Origin of the sequence: Inhella gelatinilytica, assembly GCF_016093295.1 — a bacterium.
Lineage (GTDB): Bacteria > Pseudomonadota > Gammaproteobacteria > Burkholderiales > Burkholderiaceae_C > Inhella > Inhella gelatinilytica.
Genome location: NZ_JAEDAL010000008.1, coordinates 92,492 through 115,286, shown reverse-complemented (window position 1 = coordinate 115,286; position 22,795 = coordinate 92,492). Strand labels below are relative to the sequence as shown.

Here is a 22,795-nt window from a genome sequence, read left to right as displayed (position 1 = left end):
CCAATTCATGGCCTGGCTCATCTACTGCGCCACATGGCCCATACAGTAGTCAGCGAAACTGAGAGCGCCAACGAGCAGAGAGGTGGGTTGTCATCTGAATGGTGAGCATTCCCAATCTCGGACGAACTCGACTGAAACTGTTGACGACAGACGCTGATCAAGCGGATGCCACTGCTAGCTAGCGTGAAGAATGAAGGGCATAGGTGATGACCGAATACGTGCAGACGAGTGATGGCCAGATTCACGCGGATTTCGCACGCCGCGCAGGGCAAATCCTTTTGCAGTACGAGCGACTCTCGCGAAATCTTGACCCAAGGGAGCAATTTGATGCAACGTTGGCGGTTTCCCTGCTTCAATCATTGCTGACCTCTTTCATTGAGTTAAGTCGACTGAAGGCAATGAAGCCTCGGTACTCGCAATATCTCGATGTGCCTATCGATGCGAGCCCCCCGCGGCTAGGTTTGAACCCAAGTGCCATTAGATGGTCATGGCGGTCGGCTGCTGGCTTGAGATACCGAGACGTTATTGAGTCGATCCGCAACAGCTTGAGCCATCCGACTCCTCAGGACGGATCTCGACCACTTCCGACAACAGGGTTTACAGCCCGAGCGACATCGGTCGGCGAGATAGACGGCTACTGTTTTGTACAGTCTCCTTGGGTTGAAAAGGGAGGGCGGCAACTCCTTAAACGCTTCCGCCCTGAACTTCGTCAGGTCCAGGAATGCTCGAAGCTAAGAGAGGAGCTCACTGCATGGGGTCGCCGGCACGACGTCATGCTCGAAGCCGATGAGAGGGACGGAATACTGGTTCCCTGCTTGGGCGGCCAGCCGTTCGTTCCCTTTATTGAGGTCATTCTGTCAACTTGCGAATTGCGCGTGTTTGTATTGGCACTCGCGGACATCATTGGTGGTGAGCAAGCGGTGGGAACGGTTGCGCGCACGCATGAGGTTCTCTGATGCTCTGCATGCCGGTTGAATTGCTGCCAAAAGAGGGGGCGGGGCGACGCAGCCTTTATTACCCTTGCGCCGGACTGGACTGGCTGGCAGTGACAGAGGTTCTCGGGCAATCCTTCGATGTCTTGAAATTTTGCGACCTTCATTACAGCTTCGCCTCACTGCCTGCTGTGTTGCCCAACGGCTGGCGGTACGAGGCCGATAGCTGGTCCCTAGACGGTTCGGCTCATGGCGCGGTGAGCGCTCTGGCTGTTAACGGTAGGTTTGTACGAGACGTGGAGACCGCGACGGCAAGATTCAAGCTGCGGAATGAGAGCATGGGAAAGTCAGTTGAAATATGGCTGAGGCGTGGATTTGGTCAGTATGGGCTCCACGAAATTAAAGATGGAACGCTTGATTTGTTCTTGCATCGCGGCGACAGCTCAGGGGAGGGGGGCAGCAATGTTTGGTTCTTCTCAAATTGGCGCGCACGCCACCAGCCACTCTCCCGCCTTTTCGACGTGGTCAAGGAAAAACTTCGGTATCCAGCGGTCATAGGAACAGATGGGTCTAACTGCGAATTCCGGGAGGTGCGCCTCGCCGCTGGCGTGATAGGGCGCGCCGAATTCGCCTGTCAAGGGCTTCATTGGCGACTCATCGGATTCCTGCCTGGCGGCCCAAGTTTGACGGCGCTTTGGCAAGTGGAGCCAGCCTGAAATGGCACGCTGGTTTGCGCCCCTCCTCTGGTGTGAGTCTTGCTGCGAAAGGCGCGTTGCAGTCGTGAGGTGGTGCAGACGCGTCGCCGCCAAGCTCGGGGCCGGCAGGAGTGCTGCGGGTAGGGGTCTTTGACCTCTCCTCTTTTCGATGTGAAAGCTTGAACAGCTTTTATATAAAAGAGGAAGCTTGATTCCGTCGATCTGTCAGCGGCGGGATGCATGTCCGCTGCGTTAAATTGGCAGCAGGGAGACAGATATAAATGAAACTGGTTCGGAATGCTGGGGGAGATCGCGTTGTCGATCTCATCGAATCGACCATCGTTGCTGGTGGGCAGCTGGATCTACTGACCGGCACCACCTCATTATTCGGGTTTGAAGAGCTGCAGGGGCGAATCGGAGACATCCGGAGCGCACGCGTGATCGTTCCTGCTGATTCAGCGCAGACAAGTTTGCTCGGTAATGATGCCGATAGGCCAGCTCGCAATCGACTTACTGCTCCTTATCTGGCGAGGCAATTTGCGAGTTGGCTGCTTGAGCGTGCCGCACTTCGGTGCGCCCCCGGCACGGTTCCTCAAGGTCTGGCGGTACTCCGCGGAGTAGAGGGCCAGCCCTTGCAAGCTGTTCATGGATCCTTCGGTTTGTCGACCGATGGGCTTGGCATCACACCCGGGAATCCACTGAATTTCATCCAAGCCTCCGAGACGCCGTCTGAAGCCGAGATGTTGGCGCAGTGGTTCGATGCGCAGTGGTCGGGGCTGGGTGCGCAGTCTGAAGGCAAGGCCGCAATCCTGGCGAGCCTGGAGGCGCTGGCACAAGCCCGCGATCCGATGAGCATTTACACCGCCGTGCTCTTCAACCTCTTCCAGTCCGAAGAGCAGGACATGGACGAGGAGCGGATCGTCAAGTCCGCCACCGGCATTCGCAACACCACGGTCTGGAAGAAGCTCTACAAGTTCCAGCGGGATGGCGTGGTCGGTGCCATCGACAAGCTGGAGCGATTCGGCGGCTGCATCATTGCCGACAGCGTGGGCCTGGGGAAGACGTTTGAAGCGTTGGCCGTCATCAAGTACCACGAGCTGCGGAATGACCGCGTATTGGTTCTGTGCCCCAAGCGGCTGCGCGAGAACTGGACCCTTTACAAGGCCAATGACCAGCGGAATGTGTTGGCTGCAGATCGTTTCAATTACGACGTCCTGAATCACACCGACTTATCACGCGATGGTGGATTTTCGGGCGACATCGATTTGGCGAATGTGAACTGGGGCAACTACGACCTAGTGGTAATCGATGAGTCACACAACTTCCGGAACAAGAAGGCCCCGAAACAAGGTGGGGAGACACGCTACGACCGGCTGATGCGCCGCATCATTCGTGAAGGGGTCAAGACCCGGGTGCTGATGCTTTCGGCCACGCCGGTGAACAACCGGCTTGCCGACCTGCGCAACCAGATTGCCTTCGTCACCGAAGGCGACGACACCGCGCTGAGCGAGCACGGCATCGCCAGCATCGACAGCACCACGCGCCGGGCGCAAAAGGCCTTCAACCGGTGGCTGGACCTGGCTGAAGAAGAACGAACCCCGCAGCTCCTTGTCGAGATGTTGGGTTTCGACTACTTCAGCCTGCTGGATCACCTCACCATTGCCCGCTCTCGCAGGCACATCGAGAAGTACTACGGCACCAGCGAGACTGGCCGCTTCCCGAGCCGCCAGCCGCCGATCAACATCAAGGCCGATGTCGACACAGCGGGCGAGTTCCAGTCGATCAAAGAGATCAACCTGGAGATCCGTCGTCTGAAGCTCGCCAGCTACGCGCCGCTGCGCTACGTCAAGGAGAACCGCCTGGCGGCCTACGACGAGAAGTACAGCACAGCCATTCGAGGGGGAGAGAGCATCTTCCGGCAGGTGGACCGTGAAGAGAGCCTGATTCACCTCATGCGGGTGAACCTCCTCAAGCGCATGGAAAGCTCGGTGTCTTCCTTTGGGTTGACGGTGGGGCGCCAGCTCAAAGACGTGGAAGCGACCCTTGCTCGCGTGCAGTCCTACAAGGCTGGCAGCCATGGCGTAGAGGACGAATTCGACGAGATCGACATCGCCGACGTGGACATCGACGATCCCGCCTTCGAGCCCTTGCTGGTGGGCCGCAAGGTCAAGGTCCTGCTCAGCGACATGGACCTGGCTCGCTGGCGACAAGACCTCACCGAGGATCGGAACCGCCTGGCCACCTTGCACGCCGCCGCCAACCAAGTCGGTGCCGAACGCGATGACAAGCTCTGCAAGCTGCGGGCCCTAATCGCTGAGAAAGTGCGCAACCCGATCAACGCCGGCAACCGCAAGATCATCGTCTTCACAGCCTTCGCGGACACGGCCAGCTACCTGTATGAGCACTTGCACCACTGGGCGCGCAGTGAGCTGGGTATCGAGTCAGCCCTGGTGACGGGGGCGGGCTCTAACAGAACGACCTTGGGCGGACTGCGCAAGGACCTGTCTTCGATCCTGACCTCGTTCTCGCCCCGTTCCAAGGAACGTCCAGCCGCACTGGCTGAAGAAGGCGAGCTGGACCTCTTGATCGCTACCGACTGCATCAGCGAGGGCCAAAACCTTCAAGACTGCGACTGGCTTGTCAACTACGACATCCACTGGAACCCGGTTCGCATCATTCAACGTTTCGGCCGGATCGATCGTATCGGGTCCCAGAACACCAGTATCCAGCTCGTCAACTTCTGGCCCAACATGGAGCTAGAGGAGTACATCGGCCTGGAGCAGCGTGTCAGCGGCCGCATGGTCTTGCTCGACATCTCCGCTACTGGCGAAGAGAACATCATTGAGCAGCAGTCCGGCGACCCGATGAACGATCTGGAGTACCGCCGCACGCAGTTGCTCAAGCTGCAGGACTCGGTCATTGACCTGGAAGACCTATCCAGCGGCGTTTCCATTACCGACCTCACGCTGACAGACTTCCGCATTGATCTGGCACGTTACGTGGCGGCACATCCAGGCAAGCTAGAAGCCATGCCCTTGGGGGCCATGGCCGTCACCTCCACCCAAGAAGCTGACATTCCGCCGGGCATCCTGTTCTGTCTTCGTGGTGTTGGCGAGGCGGCGCAGAAGGCCATCGATCCGAGCTACCCCTTGGCGCCGATCTACTTGGTGCATGTCGGTGATGACGGCTCCGTGCTGCTGCCTTACTCCCAGGCCAAGCACACATTGGATCGCTTCAAGCGCCTCAGCGTGGGCCGTGAATTGCCGGATGCCGGCTGCGTGGCCCGTTTCGGCAAGCAGACCCGCCAAGGCCAGGACATGCGCCACGCGCAAGACCTGTTGGCCGCTGCCGTAGCCTCGGTCGTGGGCAAGGGTGAAGAGCGCGCGGTTGCCAGCTTGTTCTCGCCGGGCGGCACACACGCCATGAAGGGCGAATTCGCTGGCATGAACGACTTTGAGGTGCAAGCCTTCTTGGTCGTGCTGCCGGGAAATGGCACCGTGCCGCATAGCCCGTCGATCGAGTCTGAGGCCGCATGAGCCTGGAGCGGGTTGTTTCGGCGCTGGAGTTGCCAGCATCCACGCGAGTCGATCAGAGGGTTCCAAAGAAGCTCCTGACGGAGCACGCCGCGGCCACGGCCGCCGACAAGCGCCAGATTCAGGATGGGGTCGCTGAGATCCAGTGGTTGGCGTCCCTGAAGCCGCACCTGGTCGGTGTGCCGATGTTCAAAGACGAGCATCGTGAGTACGTAGAAATTGCGGTGCTCTCTCTCGCCTTGAAACCCGGCGCCAAGACGGTGCGCCTGGTTGAGCTGCTGCATCGGGCGGTGCCGTACCCCATGCTCCTCATCACCCAGTCGGACGCTGGAGTGAGCCTCTCGCTGGCACATTTGCGTGCTGCTCAGAACGAGCGCGACAAGGTGGTGCTCGATGGCCCCGTGCACACCGTGGCGCTCGATCTTGAGGCAAATGCGACGGCTCCGCTGGCTGCGCTCTCACTCAGCCGGCAGCGGCGGGACGATCTGCGGTCCTTGTACGAAAGCTGGATCCACACCCTGCAAGCCTTCGGTATTGCGTACGAGGTCGGTCAGTTCCGGCTGAGTGGCTCGCCCGAACAAGCTGGCGAGCGCCACGAAGCCGCCAACCGCGTGCGGGCGCTGAAGCAGCAGCTGGCTCAGCGGCGCGCAGAGGCAGGCAAGGAGAAGCAACTGCCAAGGCAAGTGGCCTTAAACGTCGAGATCAAGCGCCTGCAGTCTGAGATCCAGCAGCAAACCGCCCGCATGCTCGGAGAGGCGAACCATGGCTGAAGCCCAAGCCGACGCAGACTTGGCCGCTTTGGAACGCGCCCTGCAACGAGCCGATTCACTGGAGCAAGCCCTGATACAGGCGCTGGACGCCGAGAACTACCGTCCCTTCGATCAATCCAACCGCATCTTGACCAGCGTGGCGGCGGCGTCTCTCGCCATCGAACATGGCCGGGCGATGCGCGTCTTGGTGGCCGAGGGCATGCTGACCGCCGCGCTGAGCCTGCTTCGGGTTCAGCACGAGGCCCTGGTCCGCGCCGTGTGGCTGCTCTATGCCGCCAGCGACGTGGCCATCGGCAAGCTCACCGCCCCACTGAGCAAGGACGCCGAAGCGGCGGCCAATAAGCTCCCCATGATGGCCGACATGCTCAAGCAGCTGGAAGGCAAGCCGCAAGCGGTTGCCCCCCTTATTGCGCTGCGGGCCTTCAAGGAAAACAACGCCCCAGCCTTGAACTCGTTTGTGCACGGCGGCCTGCACGCGCTGACGTGCAGCCGATCCGGCTACCCCGTGCCGCTGCTAGTTGCTGCCCTGCGCAACGGAAATGGCCTGATGCTGATGGCTGTCATGATGTTGGCCATCTTGGCTGGGCGTCAGCCACTGGTTCACGCAGTGAGCCACCTGCAGGCTACCTTTAGTGCTGACCTACCGCCGCCCATGCCCACCACGGAGCCGCCGGCTGGCATAAGCGGCAGCACTTCGGCATCTAACGCCCCAGTTTGAACCTTTAGAAGAAGCTTTCCCCATGACCATTGAACCCATTCAGCCCGGTGCACCCGAGACGCAAAGTGCCAACCTCACCGCCGAAAACATCGCGCGGCTGAAGGCGCTGTTCCCGGAGCTGGTGACCGAAGGCGCGCAAGGTGCTGCCATCAACCTGGACGTACTCAAGGCTCTGGTGGGCGATGCCACCGTGACCGATGTCGATGAGAAGTACGGCCTGAATTGGCACGGCAAGCGCACCGCCCGCCAGTTGGCGCTGACGCCCAGCACGGGCACGCTGCTCCCCTGCCCGGCAGACAGCGTGGACTGGGACACCACGCAAAACCTGATGATCGAAGGCGACAACCTGGAGGTGCTCAAGCTCCTGCAGAAGAGCTACGCCGGCAAGGTCAAGCTCATCTACATCGACCCGCCCTACAACACGGGCAAGGACTTCGTGTACCCCGACAACTTCCACAACGGCATCCAGAACTACTTAGAGCTGACGGGACAGGTGGAAGGCGGACGCCGGATCAGCAGCAACACCGAGGCCAGTGGTCGGTTCCACACCGACTGGTTGAACATGATCTACCCGCGCTTGAAGCTGGCGCACAGCCTGCTCAAGGACGACGGCGTCATCTTTGTCAGCATCGCGGACCACGAGATCCACAACCTCAGGGCCGCAATGAACGAAGTCTTCGGTGAAGAGAACTTCATCGCTTCGGTCATCTGGCAGAAGGTCTACTCGCCAAAGAACTCTGCGAGGCACTTTTCAGAAGACCATGACTACATCGTCGTCTACGCCAAGAACGCGGAGGTCTGGCTGCCAAGGCTGTTGCCTCGCACTGAGGAGATGGAAGCGCGCTATCTAAACCCAGACAACGATCCAAGAGGCCCCTGGAAACCTGGCGATCTGTCGGCCCGCAACTACTACGGCGAAGGAACCTACCCCATCACCTGTCCTTCCGGTCGTCAGCTTTCAGGTCCGCCACCGGGGACCTACTGGCGCGTATCGAAGTCCAAGTTTGACGAGCTGAACGCCGACAACCGCATTTGGTGGGGAAGTGATGGCAGCAACGTTCCAGCGATCAAGCGCTTTCTTTCGGAGGTGAAAGACGGCCGCGTCCCTCAAACGCTATGGACCTACCAAGAGGTTGGTCATACGCAGGAGGGAAAGAAGGAGCTGATTGCTGCCGTTGATTTCCCGAACTCCGACGTCGTCTTCGATACGCCAAAGCCGACTCGCTTGATGCGCCGGATCCTTCAGATCGGCACCTCGCCAGATGGCGATGACATCGTCGTGGACTTCTTTGCGGGAACAGGCACCACGATGGACGCCCTGTTTGCCCAGAACGCAGAGGACGGAGGCAAGCGGCGCTGCATCCTCGTGCAATTGCCCGAGCCTTTGGCTGGGGCTGAATCCGCAGGGTGGACGACCATTGCCGACATCACGCGCGCTCGCATCAAGAGTGCAGGCCAGCGTCACAAGGATGCCGACCCAATGTTCGCTGGGGATGTGGGGTTCCGTACGTTCCGGCTCGACAGCTCCAACATCACGGCCTGGGCACCCAAGCGCGATGAGTTGGCGCAGTCGCTGTTCGACCACCTCGAACATGTCGCGGGCGACCGCAGCAACGACGATGTCCTCTACGAACTGCTGCTGAAGCTGGGACTCGATCTCTGCGTCCCCATCGAGTCCAAAGTTGTGGCGGGCAAGACCGCGCAAAGCATCGGTGGCGGCGTTCTCCTAGCCTGTTTGGATGAGTCGATCAAGGCTTCCGAAGCGGAGGCCTTGGCCCTCGGCATCGTGGCCTGGCATCGGGAGCTTCAAACAGCCGGTGACGTGACCTGCGTGTTCCGAGACAGCGCATTCGAGAACGACGTGGCCAAGACCAACCTGGCAGCCATCCTGGAACAGCACGGCATCGCCAAGGTTCGCAGCCTATGAGCCTCGATTTCGACGAGTACGCGGACGGGCCACCGAACCTGCTTCAGGATTTCACGGCTGTAACAGCTGCCCTTCGAACCCAGGCACGTATCGCGAAGCTGGCCGTCCAGATGGATGAGGCCATCAGTTCGCGTCCCACCGAGCAGTTGTGGATGTCTATCCAAAACACGCTCTTGGAGCGAGCGCTGCTGGGCGAGACCTCGGCCTTTATGCCGCTCCGCTCAGACATGGGCGTCCGCCTAAAGGACCTGGGCTATCGACTCCGGTTTCATCGCCGGGATCTGGAGCAGGAGACCTATCTACGGGAGCGGGTGACGGAAGACGGCCATCGTTTCGCACGCGCTTTGGAAGTGTTGGATCAGCGTTCTGATGTGATCAAGGCGCTGTTCAACCAAACGCCGCAATCTTGTCCTGCATTCATCCAGCAAGTGGACGCGTGCTTGCAGGAGCCTCGTGCGAGTGAAGTGCTGATCGGGCGCTTGTCGGGCTATCAACTAGCGAAGCATCTAACACTGAGCCGATTCGAGTACCTCTTCGAGGACGCGATTCAGGCGCGTCGGAGCATGTTTGCCAATCGCGCCCGTTTGAATGAAGCCGTTGAGCTGAGTGCGTACATGCCTCCAGACGTGGCAGAAGGCTACATCGTGGACTGGGAGGACATCCAGCCCAAGTGTGAGCGGGCGCTGTCGGACTTTTGGTTGGCCAGTCACATGGCCTATGTCGCTGAGATCGCACCAGGTTTGGTGGAAGACCTGGCGAATGCGATGCAAGCCGCGGGCCATGAGGGCCTTTCGCATGTAGCGCTTTACCTGCTCCACAAAGAAGGCGAGTGGTTCTTGTTGTGGGATGGCTCTCCTGAAGTCTTGAGCTCACCCTCATTGGCCCCCCCAGCACTGGCTTTTGTGCTGCGCTGTGCGGGATACGGCGTGCTTGAGAAACCGGTATTTCCGTTCGGAAAGCCCAATCAAGCAGCCGCCAGTGCGCAGCACACCGTCATTCTCTATTGGCAGCCAGCTAAGCAGGATCGGCGGCACCTGCTTTACAGACACTTTTGACAGCGCCTTGTTCGCCCGGAACGCGCGGAATCAGAACAATGAAACTTCACTTCGAGTCAGATCTCACGTACCAGACCGATGCCGTGCAGGCGGTCTTGGACCTGTTCAACGGTCAAGAAATTTGCCGAACCGAGTTCACCGTCACGATGCGTGCCGCCAGCGACGGCACATCGCCCTTGCAAGGGATGTTGGAGGGCATGCAGGCCACCGATCAAGGCGGAATTGGAAATCGACTCACGCTGCTGGATGAGGAGATTGAAGGCAATCTGCGAGCGGTTCAGTTGCGCAATGGCCTGCCGCCCACGACGCAGCTGTCGCCCGACTTCACGGTGGAGATGGAAACGGGAACCGGAAAGACTTACGTTTACCTGAAGACCATCTTTGAACTGAACCGAAGCTACGGGTTCACGAAGTTCGTCATCGTCGTGCCTTCAGTGGCCATCAAAGAGGGCGTCAATAAAACGCTGCAGATCACGCGCGAGCACTTTGAGACGCTGTACCCCTCCATCAAAGGCTACGAGTTCTTCCAGTACGACTCGGCCAAGTTGGGCCAGGTGCGCAATTTCGCTACCAGTCCGAACGTGCAGATCATGGTCGTCACGGTTGGCGCGATCAACAAGTTTGGCGATGAGCAAGCAGCTGAGGCTGAAGAGGCTGATGAATCTTTGCGCCGTGAGAGAAGCAGAAACGTGATGTACCGGGCCAGTGAGAAGACGGGCGGTGAGAAGCCCATCGACTTGGTCCGGGCAACGCGACCCATCCTCATCGTGGACGAACCGCAGAGCGTGGATGGCGGCATGGATGGCCGTGGCAAGAAGGCCATGGCGCGCATGAACCCGTTGTGCACCCTGCGCTACTCAGCCACCCACGTCGACAAGCACAACATGGTCTACCGCCTGGATGCGGTGGATGCCTACGAGCAGAAGCTGGTCAAGCAGATCGAGGTAGCAGCTGCCACGGTGGAACAAGGCTTCAACAAGCCCTACGTGAAGCTGCTGGCCGTGAAGAGCACGCGCGGAACGATCACCGCCACGGTGGAGCTGGATGTGATGACCCGCACCGGCGCGATCAAACGCGAGGAGCGCCAGGTGCAGGACGGCTTTGACCTGGAGCAGGAGACTGGCCGCGACATCTACGCAAATCTGCGCATTGGCTCGCTGCGCGTGGCAACCAAGAGTCCCAAGTCAGAGGCTCTGATGGAGCTTCATGTGCCAGGTGGCCAGGAGTTCTTGCGGGTGGGCGATGTGTGGGGCGGCGTGGAGCCGTTGGTCGTGCAGCGGGAAATGATTCGCCGAACCATCAAGGAACATCTGGACAAGGAGAAACGCCTTCGTCCCATGAAGATCAAGGTGCTCAGTCTTTTTTTCATCGATGAGGTCAGCAAATACCGCATCTATGACGAGCAAGGCAACGCGCAAAAGGGCGTGTACGCGCAGATCTTCGAAGAGGAGTACCAGCGTTGGGCGCGCCACCCGGACTACCAGAGCTTGTTTGGCGAAGTGGACCTGCGCGCGGCAGCACATGAGGTGCACAACGGCTACTTCTCCATCGACAAGAAAAAAGTGGCAGGAAAGGTGGTCGAGGTGCTCAAAGACACCAGCGGCAGCACGGCCGCTGACGACGACACCTACAACTTGATCATGCGCGACAAGGAGACACTGCTGAGCTTTGCGTCGCCGCTGAAATTCATCTTCAGCCACTCGGCACTGAAGGAAGGCTGGGACAACCCGAACGTCTTCCAGATCTGCAACTTCAGCACGCGGGAAACGGAGCGTTGGCGCCGCCAGACCATTGGTCGTGGCCTACGACTCTGCGTGAACCAGCATGGGGAGCGCGTGCGTGGTTTTGAGGTGAACACGCTGACAGTGATCGCCAACGAGAGCTACGAACAGTTCGCTGATAGCTTGCAGAAGGAGATTGAGGCCGACGGCTATCAATTCGGTGTCGTACCAGACCACCTGTTTGCCGGCATTCCCGTGCAACAAGCGGACGGCACCCAGCAACCGCTGGGTTTTCAGGCGTCTAAGGTGCTGGCTGAACACCTGAAGTCGGCCAATCTGATTGATGCCAAGGGGCGTGTGCAAGATGCGCTCAAGCCGCTTATCAAGGACGGTTCGCTGCCCTTGCCATCCGCCTTGGAGGCGCACCGTGCTCAAGTGCTGGCCCTGCTCAAAAAGGTGGCCGGCCGCTTGGAGATCAAGAACGCCGACGAGCGCCAAACCGTGCCGGTGCGACGCGCCGTGCTGGACAGCGAGGAGTTCAAAGCACTCTGGGATCGCATCAAGTTCAAGACGACCTACCGTGTCGACTTCGACAACGACAAGCTGATTGACGATTGCACCAAGGCGCTGAAGGAAATGCCGCCAGTGAGCCGGACCCGACTGCAGTGGCGCAAGGCGGACATGGAAATCGGTCAAGCGGGCGTGTTGGCACACGAAAGACGTGGGGCCGAGCAGGTCGCACTGAGCGAGGACAACATCGATTTACCCGACGTACTGACCGAGCTGCAGAACCGCACTCAGTTAACCCGTCGAAGCATTGCCAGGATCTTGGTGGACAGCGGTTCACGCTTGAACGACTTCAAGCGCAACCCGCAGCAGTTCATTCATACCGCTGCCGAAGCGATCAACCGATGCAAGCGAACGGTCCTGGTCGAGGGGATCCGCTACCAGCGGCTGGGCGATGACGAGTTCTATGCGCAGGAGCTGTTCGAGCGGGAGGAGCTGACCGGCTACCTGAAGAACATGCTTCTGAACACCGAGCGGTCGGTCTATCAGCACGTGATCTATGACTCCGAGGTGGAGCGTGATTTCGCAGACCAATTGGAGAAGAACGACGCCATCAAGGTGTACGCGAAGCTTCCGGGATGGTTCAAGGTGCCTACCCCCCTAGGAACCTACAACCCGGACTGGGCGGTACTGGTCAACACCTCGGAGGGGGACAAGCTGTACTTTGTTGTTGAGACGAAGGGCAACCTTTTCGAGATGGCACTACGGCCTGAGGAGGTAGCCAAGATCGCCTGCGGAAGTGCCCATTTCGCAGCCTTGTCGAGCGAAGACGCTCCTGTGATTTACGACAAATTCAAAAATGTAGATGGACTGATCGCGCGTGCTCAAGCTGAGTGAACCGTTGCGCGTTCACCCGATTTGGAGAACGACCAGCCGTTCGAACTTCTAAGGTGGCGCTGCGCTGCCTCAAGGACCGAGATGGATCTGGAAGACGAAACGGCGGCCCTGGACTGGCTGTCGAAGGCCTAAGCCAGCAGCGGTGAGCTGCTGGCAATGGTTGCAGAGATTAGCGGCCGGGCATCCAAAGGGAGTTCACCTTGAACTTCGATGGATAACGTAGACCATCAAATAGGCAGGGCGAGCGATGTGGCTCGCCCTATGAGTCACCCGCCCGCTAACTTGAACCGTGTCAGCGCGCAGATCCCTTCGCTCTGGGCTCGCGCGGGCAGTGTGTTCTATCGATACTGCTGGCGCCGATCCAATTTTTTGTCCGCACCCCCCGGAGGTCAAAATTGGATCGGTGCCAAAAAGATCAGGGACTATCTCATTTCGGGCCCTCGGATTTCAAAGCAACACTCTCGTTTGGGTAGAGGTGAATCAAAACTTCCTGCAGTAAACCCCGTACCACCAGTGTGTACTCTCGCCGATCACTCTGCGCATTCGCCATCAAGCCGTCAGCGCTACATAGTTGATCTAAGCGATATTGGTAGCGTCCTCTTGCATGGAGTACGGCCGATGACCATTGCGATGGGGCATCCTTCTTCCGCCAGTCTCCCTGACCCCGACCGAAGTGGGCGACGCTTAAATACAGCAGGATGGAGTTGTCGAGCGCGTCGAAGATGGATTTGGGGCTCCAGCGGATCACCTTCTTGTCCTTGCTCGTGAGCACGTTGTACCCCTGGGCGATCACTGCGCCGCCCAGAGCACCCATTACGCCGCCAACCAGCGCGCCTGTGCCAAGGGTCAAGCCGCCGGACATCAAGTCCGCGCTCAAACCGGTCAATACCCCGGAAACTACGCTACCGACTAGTGATACGGTCGATGCATTCAACGGGCCATCCACGCGCATGTGCGTCGCTGCTACGCGGAGTACGTCTGCGGAGGTCACGCCATTTAGGCGATTGATCTCGACCAACCGATTGGCGAGGTCGCTAACGCGCGTTGCCAGTCTTTGCGCTAAATCCTCCATGGCGCGCTCCTGCGGGCGTTGCTCTTTGGATTTCCCCCAGGGCAGCTTGTTGCGAACTAGATCTATCGCTTCGGCCACGCCGCTAAACCATGTTGTGTCCAATTCGGCGCGATCTCCAGCGGTCTGCATCAGGTGGTCAACGATGGCGGCGATCGATTCATCGAATCGTTTCAGATGCTCGCTTGATAGGACTTTTGCAAGTCGCTGGTAACTCTGATGCGATGTATCGGGAAGCAGGCGACCGATCTCCTCGAAGAGCTTCAGCTCTTGAAGCCAGCACCGTGTGAATGCATCAAGGTCAATCACTGACCTCACGGCAGGGAAGCCACCCAGAAACTCCCGCCACTCGGCGATCCTGCTGATGGTGTCACCTCTTGAGCCGCCTTGATTCAGGATTGCAACCACTGGCTTTCCGGTCCAGCTCAGCACTTCAAGTTCCGGGGCAACATAGACAGCTTCAGCAGGGCGTTCTAGCAAGTTCACGGGATAGAGAACGATGTCCGCCTGCTTCTGCAGGTCAAGCACAAGTCGCTGGCTACGCCAAAGGGATGGCTGGAACCTTCGGTCCCATACTTCGCACACCAGCCAAGTTAGCCACCGATATCGAAACCGAAATCTGCGAGCCAGTCGAAAGCTGTCGCCAAAGCCTGGCGAATCCCAGATCAGCAGTGCGCTTCCATCGGCATCTACCGCAAGTTTGTGGGACGCCGTTACGGTCGTGACATCCGGGGCATCTTCAATGACGCCGACATCCTTCCCAAGGATGGTGCGCAGCAGTGCAGTCTTACCAACATTGGTGTGCGCTGCGATGAAGATGTGGATGCTCTTGTCCTGCTCAACTTGGCTGGTGCTGCCGGGTTGAATCATCACGGTTCATCCTGATGTGGAAGGTGGAAATATCACCTTCGGTGCCACTCTCGAGATCCAGAAAAAGTGGCTCTGCATGCGCTTTGTCCAGAATCCGTCTCCACTGCGCTTGGCGCTCAGGGAGACGCCTAGGGTCCTCCTGTGTGAAAGCCGCCGTATCAACGATGGGGACCAGGGGAGTTTCGGCGTCGATTGCAGATCGCAATCGAGTCAAAAAGACCCCATGAGTATTGGATTCGGCAGTGGCGGCGACATTGAAGACTGGAATGACGGCAACGTGGCCTTGTTTGTTCAGCGACTGCTTCCAGTCGGCTGGGTTGTCTCCCATCAGTACCGGTTGCTGAATCGAAATGTCAACCGAGAGGCCGAAGCCTCGTTCCAACATCTTTTGGAGGTTAAGTCTTGCCTGCTGTGACATCTCGTATCGAAAGGGGACGATCGACACGGCGATCTTTTGACCGCGCCAAACGGATCGAAGCGCGGTGAAGTAGGCAGCAGTGATTGGTAGGGGAAACGCTCGGCGTAGCCGCCAAAGATTGATCAAACTGATGAGGGCCAGTAGGGTCCGTGGAATCAGAACCCACACCGCCAAAGAAGCAGCATGCAGGTGAAATAGTCCCCGGGCTAGCTCGAGGCTGTTTTCGTTGGCGTGCAGCGTTGCCACATCCTCGGGGCTGGGGATCTGAAGGCCAAACAGTCGTGCGCCAGGAGTGACGATGAATGTGAAGACTTGGTAGGTGACCTCGATATCTAGCCAAGTGCTGCCGGCGACACTAGCTTGGTACTGCGTAGGCAGACCGCGCCAATACAACATAGCCAAGACCCCTAACGCAAAGCAGACGGCTGCTCCGTGGAATGCAGCGTTCGTTCGGCAGGTGCTCAATGTTCGCGACAGCTGAATCCAGCGTTCCTGGCACGCCAACAACCAACCGCGCGTCCGCTGGCCGCTGATCTTGAGCGCTGACCTGAAGCGGAGTTTTGCGATCGATTCGCTGATCACACTGGGTGACCTAGGGGCACCGAGAAGCAACGTGCGTGCGAGGCCAGCGAGAACAAAAAAGTAAACGAAGATATTCCAGAGGAATAAACCGACGAGACTGTATTCAACGACGTTCACTTGCTTACCTGATGCAAGGTGGTCCGTCGCGCAACCGGCGAGAAACGCAGCAGCGCAAAGGAGCCATGCGGCGGCGCCAAGCCACTTGGGATCTTTAATCCGAAGAGCCTGTTCGGGTGAGCGCTGTGCCAGATGATTGATCGCCCACTGTGCTCGGCGTGCAAGCATCTCACTAAAGCTGGCGCGTGCCTCCGTGAGGTCCAGGGCTGCCTGGGTAGCCTTCGTGGCTTCAGTCTTTGTCCAAAGTCCGCTGCTTTGAGCGGACTGCTCGATGCTTCGAACGACACAGATCGCCAGGGCTTCTTGTTCTGAAAGTCGTGCCATGTTTCGTGGACCTCACGGCAAGCTCATGAAGCCTGCCTTTGGCGAAAGAACCCTGCCAACTGATAGCAGTCGATACGCCATCCGCTTCTCCCCATTCAGTGCGGCCGAACTAGATGCGCTGCCTTGGAGACAGCGGATGCGCATTTTCGGAGCCTGCTTCGACGGTGTGCTCCATTCGCTGATGCTGGACTTGATCTTGTCGGGGGCGGCACCAGAAGACACCGACGCATATCTTGCTGGGAACTGGTTAGGAAATATGTGCCGCCTGCGGCGGGCGAGTGGGCTCGCGAGCGCTACTCGGCTGTGCGAGCGTCGACGCTATCTTGTAGAGCGTCCAAAGCAACAGAAGGGGGATGATGATGGTTTGCATCAGAAAGACGACGATCAGCTTGAGGACTCTCTCGGGGAGTTCCTCAACCGTTTTTTTGATTGCTTGTAGATCGATGCTTGGCGTTTTGATAGATGCTTTTGCACGCTCTTTGAACCGATCAAAGAGCCCCTTCTCCTCGCTTGGGTCTTCTGGGGGAGGCGTCACAGGAGCGGCGGACGGCGGCGTCTGCTTGCTCAAGTTCCCATTGGTTTCATTTAGGGCGACTTGGTTCTGGTCGTAATCCTTGACCAGGAACTGATGAAAGGCCCAATCGCTCCCCACCACGACAACCGGGATGGCGAACCGAATCATCAGAAGGATGACCAGCATGCGTGACAGCCATGAAGGTGCCTTTTCTCGGTAGAAGAAAGGGGCCCAAATCAATGCCATGCCGGTGACTGCAATCGAAATGGCGGAGTGAGATCCGATGGCGAGAAGCGTCTTTTGCACGCCAAACGCTACGCTGGCGAGCAACATGATGCTAGAGAACTGCTCGACCAGATCATTAACCGGATCGAGGATTTGACCTGGCGTCAAAGTGACGCCAACACCAAGCGGTTCTATCGAGAGCTCGGTGCCTTGGAAGACCGAAATCACCGCGTTAAGTGCGCGGGCCGATGCGAAGCTAATCAATGCACGCTTCAGGCCGGCATCGACTTGAGCGTCGGCAATTTCTTGAAGTGGTCTGTACCACGCGGTAAGTGCAGCTAGAACTACAAGTATGGCGATCACAAGCCGTTGGATGCTCCGCAGCTTCATATCTTCTCCCTTTGTTTTCAGCCTCTACCTCTCGAGCCAGCGCCTGACGGTGCGGTTCAATTGGAGGGCGCATCCTAGGGTGTTGCCAGGCAATTCCCACACGTCTGGCAATTTAGGTCCTGCGCATTGAGGAAAGCGCTCATGAGGCCTCTCGCATCAGCCGCGATCTAGATGCCTCGAATGCTCGGGCTTCTCGTTAGATGACGATGGGGAGGATTTCCAGTGCAGGAGCACCTTAGCGCGCGCCGGAACTAAGAACGCGCAGGATTCTCGAGATGGCTCGCGCCATGAGCCACCAGGACGATATCTTGAGTCTTACCAGTGCACTTGATTCCTCCACGAGAGTAGTGCGTTGGCAGGTCATTCCATCGATACCGACTCAGGAGGTGAATGTGTTTCGTGCGTCTAAGTTCTTGGCCGTTGTGCCTGTCTTGTTGTGCTCCCTGATGGCCTCTGCACAAGTCTGTCCCTATGACAGCCGTTGCCTTAGCAATCCCTACGGCGCGGGCAACCCCTACAAAGCGGACGGTCTGATGAATCCATACAGCCGCTATGGCAGTGCCTATAGCAATCAGTCATGGCGCAATCCCTACGCCACCGACGCGCCGCGTCTCTATGACGCCCAAGGCAATTACCGAGGCCGATTGAGCGCCAATCCGTACGACGCCGACTCCACCTCCAACCGGTATGGCCGTTATGGCAATCCGTACTCGCCAGACAGCATCAACAACCCCTATGGGGCCGGCAACCCCTATGCCGGACGTCCGATCTACGTGGTGCCTGCTCGCTAATGCCTGTCCCGTCTTCACGGCCAGCCTTGGGCTGACCCATTGAGGTGAGGTCACCGCGACGGGGCGTGCGCGAGCGGTGACCCATGTGTCGAGGTGTGGTCCGTCGCTGACGACGGGCTTCATCGACTTGAGCGCGCACGGGATCCGCCACGTGGCGGACCAACAAGGGAGCAAATATGTACAAGATTGAGTCAGAACCGATGAGCTCGGCGTTTTTCGGGTGTTGGAGCGCCGCGGGGAAACATTTGGATCGCCAGGTCATCGGGGGCATGCAGTCATGGATTCGGTCACACCCCCATCCGCCTTACCAGGAGCATCTGTCGTTCCGACTGGGCAATCAGCTGTTCTTTGTGCGCGTCATCGATGCGGATGACGAGGTTGCCGGACTGGGCAGCGTGCGGGGACTGTTTTCGGTGGCGGAGCAGGCCAGCGGCCATGCGTGCACCATGGGTATGCGGCGGCAGGGGCTCGCCGGCCGCTGGCAACCTGTCGATCCAGGGTGGGGGCTGCGTAATGCCACCACCGGGGCGTTGGTCGACCCCGTGGCTTTGGTTTCAGATGAGTCCACACCCATGAGCGCTTGGGAAATGCACCACCTGGCTGTCCAAGTCGTGGAAGAGAACCTCATCGCCGATGGCTACTCCGAGGTCTCCATGCAGCCCAACCCCCGGGTGAGTCCATCGATTTGGTTTGTGGGCGATTCCGGGGAACTCGAATGGGTGGTCGTACGGTGCACACACGATCTCCGCGCTGATCCGGTTCGGCCGCACGATTGGGACGCTATCGCGGAGGCGTGCGCAGCCAAGAGTGAGGTCGGCCACTTTGCATGGGTGGTGGTCCAGGAATCCGCCCCGGATCGTCCGGGCATCGAGGCGGGCCTGTCGCGACCACGTCGCGGGCATGAACTGAGCGTGATCTATTCGGGATTTGAAGATGAATGAGCGGTCGGAACCCGTCGACGCTACCTTCAGCTTGTGACACCCTGGACTCCTATGGCTAAGCATCCTTCAGCACTAGAGACACCGGCCCAACTGTCTTGCTTCATGCTGCAACAGTTGATGGTCACGAAGTACTCGGACGCAACGGCCGAGGCGCGTCGTGTGGCGAGCCATCTACGCTACGGACACATTCGGGACTTTGATGTCCAGGGTGCCTGGGATCAGGAGGACCCGACACCATTGGCAGACAGCCCGGCCGGCCTTAGTCGATCTTTGCTGAGTGCGCTATTCGATCCGACTTACTGGGAAGATCAGGTGGAGGCAACTCAGGATGCCATGCCGGGGCTCGATGTGGTGGAACTACCCGCAAGTGCCTGGCCCAAGGAAGCAATCGACACCCATGGGCGCGACCTTGATCCGACTGAGTCGTCGGATGGGGCGACACCCATTCAACGTTTGTGAAAGCCAGCGAACCTTTGCCATGACGGACCCTCACGAGGCGATCTGCTGGGGCGAAGAGAGCCAGCCCAGCATGTGGCTGACGACGGACCAAAGCGGGCCATACGGGATGAGCTGGGGAAGTGGCCGTTCGCACAGCAACACTGTGCGCAAGACTGCTGCGAAGAATGTCCTGCCCCGCCGCCATTGCGCCGGACTTCGGGACTCAGGGTGCTCGGACTGCGCCCCAACTGCTTGGCAATCTGGCGCAGACTGTGTCCCTGCAACTTCAGCGCGGCCAAGGCCACGCGCTCTTCAGCGGCCAACTAGTGGAAACTTCTGGTCATCTCGACACCTTACAGGGGTGGCGAGGTGTTGCACTTCAATCTTGAATCCGCCCAGTGTATTCTGATGCCAAGGGTTGCAAGCAAGGCCCTGAATACCGATTCTGCAATGTTGTGCCTTGCCAAGAACTGCAGCGCACCATGACCGACGAGGTGAATCGTTTGAAAAACCTAAGCATCGTCTACGTTCTTTCTAATCCCGCCATGCCGGGTCTTATCAAAATCGGAAGAACATCTCAGGAAGACGTAGCCGTTCGTTTGGCGCAGCTCTATACAACCGGCGTCCCGGTTCCTTTTAAGCTTGAATTTGCGTGCAAAGTTGAGAATCCAGAGGAGGTTGAAAATGCGCTTCACATTGCCTTCTCTTCATCCCAGCCAAATCCCAAGCGTGAGTTTTTCGCGATTGACCCTAGTCAGGCCATTGCCATTCTGAAGTTACTTCACACTGAGGATGCCACGCAAGAGGTCGCAATGCTTCCGAGTGGCATCGATGTTCAATCAATTGTTGCTGGTGAAAAGCTTAAATCTAAGCGTCCACCCCTAAATTTCGAAGAAATGGGTATACCTAGTGGTGCGAAACTGGATTCGACTAAAGCAGACATTTTTGTTTCCGTCGTCGGACCAAAAAAAGTTTCGCTCGACGGCGAGGAATTGTCGCTTACTGCAGCCACGCGCAAGGTCCTCCAGATTGATTACAGCGTTGCGCCAGGCCCATTCTGGACTCACAATGGCAAGCTAATTCAGGACATTTACAACGAAACCTATGCAGAAAGCTAGTGCATATCCAGATGCACACTGATTCAAAGAAGGCAACCTTGATTGGGGCCTGGCGCCAATCAATTTGATACCCGGCTCAGAAAATTGCAGCCTAATCAGCACTCGGTCATTTAAGATTTTTTATGGAAAACACTCCGCAACATTGGTCAACAGATCCATACTGGGCCGAAGCACTAGAAAAATACTACGAACTACGTGAGAGCGGTCTTACGGAAATAACGCTTGACGTCAGTGCGCTTGAGGAGCAACTATTCACGGGAGATGGCCCTGCTTATAGGCTTATTAATGCGATGTGTTCCGTGAAGGAGCACGAGCGTTTTGAAGGATATCGAGGCGCCCCTCGTTTGATTTTAGCACTCATAACAAAACTAAGCGAGAACCCTGCAAGCCATGATAAATGACTCTTCTCGTTCAGACTGGTACGGTTGGGATGGTGCAGATTAACGCAGCCGTACCGTGTGCCAGATATAGGGCGGAAATGCTATATTTTCCGAGGCTTCAACGCCGCGCATCACTAGGGTTAAAAGCCCAGGTCCTGGGGATGTTCTGCAAATCGGACTGGTTTACGCGTATTGCCACCTAAAGTGATCCGCAATGGAAAGCTGAAGCCAGTCGCAGAGGCTGCGCAAGGACCACATCGAGGATGGCCTTGGCCTTGGCCCTGGGCGGTCAGGAGCCATGGAGCAAAGTCTCACAGGAGACGCCAAAGCATCTCCTAACGCCAAAGGATTGCGCACAAGGGACGCTAAAGGGCACTTCGCGTAACCCCGTTTTCGCAAACTGACCTTGCCTGATCTCGTCCAATGCCGCCAGATCGGGCATTTCGAGCCCTGCCGGACACGCACGCGAGACCTTTCGTGGCGCTCGGCGCTCTGCAAAACCCGATTTCCGGGCTCTGCGGACGCACCTCGGCTCTCATCGCGCCCATTCCAGCGGGTCGTTGCCCACCAACCAGACCAAACGCTTGGCGTTGTACGCCGCGCACTTGATCAGGATCGCCAACTCGTTCCGGGCCAGCGTCAGTGCCCGCACGCATTTGCCGCCGAGTTGTTCCAGCCCCGCGAACACATGTTCGCCTCTGGCGCGGATGCGGTTGATCGCTTTGTTGCGCGCGTCCAGGCGCTGGCGCCGCTCTTGGCCGGGCTTGGCACGGCGCGCGATGCCGTCTTTGATTTGCCCGGCCTCAAGCAGGTCGCGGTTGGCCTGCGCGTCATAGCCTCGATCCGCCAGCAGACGGTTGCAGGTGTTGCTGCTGTCCAGCATGTCCTTCAAGGTCTGGCCATCGTCGACGTTGGCTGCCGTGACCTTGACCCGGCGGATCAGCTTGTAGCGTGCGTCGGCATTGGCATGCAGCTTGTAGCCGTAGAAGCTCTTGCCATGCTTCTTGGTCCAGCGCGCGTCGCGGTCGGCGTGCGTCAAACGCTTGGCGCTCCAGCCGTCGGGCGCCTGGCCTTCGTTGAGGGCCTCTCGCTCCGTGCTCTTGGTCTGGGTGATGGGCGCCTGCACGATGCTGGCGTCCACGATCTGCCCCCCGCGCGGAATGTAGCCATGAACAGGCTTTGGCGGAGATCCGTGCGGGCCGCAAGCAGACCCACTGGATGTGGTTCGTGTTCCCGCAGATCGATGGCTTGGGATTCAGTACCACAGCCCGCTACTACGCCTTGGGTGACTTAGAAGCCGCCCGCGCCTTTCTGGATCACCCTGTTTTGGGTGTTCGCTTGTTGGCATGCATGGACGCACTGATGAGGCACCGGGGGCGTAGCGCGTTTGAGATCTTTGGCTCCCCTGACAACCTCAAGCTCCACTCCTGCACCACGTTGTTCGCCCAGGTCGCCGGACCGGGGTCGGTGTTCCATGCCGTGTTGGATCGATATTTCAGTGGCAGGCTGGATACCCAGACCCTGCAGATCCTCAAATTGCCAATGCCACGTTGAGCCCAATCACTGGGGGAGTTCGATGAGTCGATACGTTTGCGTGCGCGTGCAGTGGGACGCAGAGGCGAGGGTCTTTGCCGCAATCTCGAATGAGGTGCCGGGTTTGGTCACGGAGGCTGAGTCACTCACTCAGCTCGAAGCGAAGCTTCAAATCATGGTGCCCGAGTTGCTGGAGGCCAATGGCTTCCCGGCCACAGGCGAGCGGGTTGCCATCAAGCTGTTGACCGAGTGAGTCGCGCCAAAGAGCGGTGATGGGCCAGGGCCTGTCTAACCAAGAAATTTTCATTTGGCCCGTTCAGGCTCACGTGA

At 58.4% G+C, this 22,795-nt stretch carries 18 protein-coding genes and 1 pseudogene; 14 read left to right on the top strand and 5 right to left on the bottom strand.

The features are described from left to right. Positions 1–206 precede the first annotated feature (206 nt). The 8 genes from I7X43_RS14180 to I7X43_RS14145 all read left to right on the top strand — a co-directional run bounded on the left by I7X43_RS14180 (position 207) and on the right by I7X43_RS14145 (position 12,755). Complete coding sequence (locus tag I7X43_RS14180; protein WP_198101610.1) at positions 207–956, top strand: hypothetical protein; 750 nt, start codon at positions 207–209, stop codon at positions 954–956. An 8-nt stretch (positions 957–964) separates the two neighbouring features. Next, a complete protein-coding gene (locus tag I7X43_RS14175) occupies positions 965–1,648 on the top strand; it encodes a hypothetical protein (RefSeq protein WP_198101609.1) in 684 nt (227 codons plus the stop codon). Positions 1,649–1,908: 260 nt separating this feature from the next. Then, complete coding sequence (locus I7X43_RS14170; protein ID WP_198101608.1) at positions 1,909–5,163, top strand: helicase-related protein; 3,255 nt, start codon at positions 1,909–1,911, stop codon at positions 5,161–5,163. Next, on the top strand, positions 5,160–5,930 hold the full coding sequence (locus I7X43_RS14165; protein WP_198101607.1) for a DUF4391 domain-containing protein: 771 nt from the start codon (positions 5,160–5,162) through the stop codon (positions 5,928–5,930). The genes I7X43_RS14170 and I7X43_RS14165 overlap by 4 nt, the downstream gene beginning before the upstream one ends. Next, a complete protein-coding gene (locus I7X43_RS14160) occupies positions 5,923–6,648 on the top strand; it encodes a DUF6988 family protein (protein WP_198101606.1) in 726 nt (241 codons plus the stop codon). Before I7X43_RS14165 ends, I7X43_RS14160 begins: the two co-directional genes overlap by 8 nt. A gap of 22 nt (positions 6,649–6,670) precedes the next feature. Beyond that, entirely contained in the window at positions 6,671–8,575 is a 1,905-nt protein-coding gene (locus tag I7X43_RS14155) for a site-specific DNA-methyltransferase (RefSeq protein WP_198101605.1), read from the top strand. Then, positions 8,572–9,630, top strand: a complete 1,059-nt coding sequence (locus tag I7X43_RS14150) for a hypothetical protein (protein ID WP_198101604.1) — start codon at positions 8,572–8,574, stop codon at positions 9,628–9,630. Before I7X43_RS14155 ends, I7X43_RS14150 begins: the two co-directional genes overlap by 4 nt. A gap of 38 nt (positions 9,631–9,668) precedes the next feature. Continuing rightward, entirely contained in the window at positions 9,669–12,755 is a 3,087-nt protein-coding gene (locus I7X43_RS14145; protein WP_198101603.1) for a type III restriction-modification system endonuclease, read from the top strand. Between the two features lie 427 nt (positions 12,756–13,182). On the opposite strand, the gene I7X43_RS14140 is transcribed toward I7X43_RS14145, so the two are convergent. The 3 genes from I7X43_RS14140 to I7X43_RS14130 form a co-directional block, all read right to left on the bottom strand. Further along, positions 13,183–14,694 (bottom strand): DUF3482 domain-containing protein, encoded by a 1,512-nt coding sequence (locus I7X43_RS14140; protein WP_246480443.1) that lies wholly within the window; start codon positions 14,692–14,694, stop codon positions 13,183–13,185. Beyond that, positions 14,663–16,135, bottom strand: a complete 1,473-nt coding sequence (locus I7X43_RS14135) for a DUF2868 domain-containing protein (RefSeq protein WP_198101601.1) — start codon at positions 16,133–16,135, stop codon at positions 14,663–14,665. Before I7X43_RS14135 ends, I7X43_RS14140 begins: the two co-directional genes overlap by 32 nt. A gap of 247 nt (positions 16,136–16,382) precedes the next feature. Further along, complete coding sequence (locus I7X43_RS14130; RefSeq protein ID WP_198101600.1) at positions 16,383–17,264, bottom strand: hypothetical protein; 882 nt, start codon at positions 17,262–17,264, stop codon at positions 16,383–16,385. Between the two features lie 392 nt (positions 17,265–17,656). Between I7X43_RS14130 and I7X43_RS14125 the strand changes: the two genes are divergently transcribed. The 3 genes from I7X43_RS14125 (at position 17,657) to I7X43_RS14115 (ending at position 19,455) form a co-directional block, all read left to right on the top strand. Beyond that, on the top strand, positions 17,657–18,055 hold the full coding sequence (locus tag I7X43_RS14125) for a hypothetical protein (protein ID WP_198101599.1): 399 nt from the start codon (positions 17,657–17,659) through the stop codon (positions 18,053–18,055). A 269-nt stretch (positions 18,056–18,324) separates the two neighbouring features. Then, on the top strand, positions 18,325–18,996 hold the full coding sequence (locus tag I7X43_RS14120) for a DUF8840 domain-containing protein (protein WP_198101598.1): 672 nt from the start codon (positions 18,325–18,327) through the stop codon (positions 18,994–18,996). Between the two features lie 102 nt (positions 18,997–19,098). Continuing rightward, positions 19,099–19,455, top strand: coding sequence for a hypothetical protein (locus tag I7X43_RS14115; RefSeq protein WP_198101597.1), 357 nt, complete (start codon positions 19,099–19,101; stop codon positions 19,453–19,455). Positions 19,456–19,636: 181 nt separating this feature from the next. Here I7X43_RS14115 and I7X43_RS16655 read toward each other — a convergent pair. After that, a pseudogene (locus tag I7X43_RS16655) lies at positions 19,637–19,757 on the bottom strand (helix-turn-helix domain-containing protein); the annotation flags it as partial. Between the two features lie 159 nt (positions 19,758–19,916). On the opposite strand from I7X43_RS16655, the gene I7X43_RS14105 reads away from it, so the two are divergent. Then, positions 19,917–20,552, top strand: coding sequence for a GIY-YIG nuclease family protein (locus I7X43_RS14105; protein WP_216860154.1), 636 nt, complete (start codon positions 19,917–19,919; stop codon positions 20,550–20,552). Between the two features lie 915 nt (positions 20,553–21,467). On the opposite strand, the gene I7X43_RS14100 is transcribed toward I7X43_RS14105, so the two are convergent. After that, complete coding sequence (locus I7X43_RS14100) at positions 21,468–22,073, bottom strand: transposase (protein WP_310737578.1); 606 nt, start codon at positions 22,071–22,073, stop codon at positions 21,468–21,470. A 38-nt stretch (positions 22,074–22,111) separates the two neighbouring features. Between I7X43_RS14100 and I7X43_RS14095 the strand changes: the two genes are divergently transcribed. Next, positions 22,112–22,486: a DUF1810 domain-containing protein gene (locus I7X43_RS14095; protein WP_198101595.1), complete on the top strand. Its 375-nt coding sequence runs from the start codon at positions 22,112–22,114 to the stop codon at positions 22,484–22,486. Between the two features lie 22 nt (positions 22,487–22,508). Continuing rightward, complete coding sequence (locus I7X43_RS14090; protein WP_198101594.1) at positions 22,509–22,718, top strand: DUF1902 domain-containing protein; 210 nt, start codon at positions 22,509–22,511, stop codon at positions 22,716–22,718. The last annotated feature ends 77 nt before the right edge of the window (positions 22,719–22,795 follow it).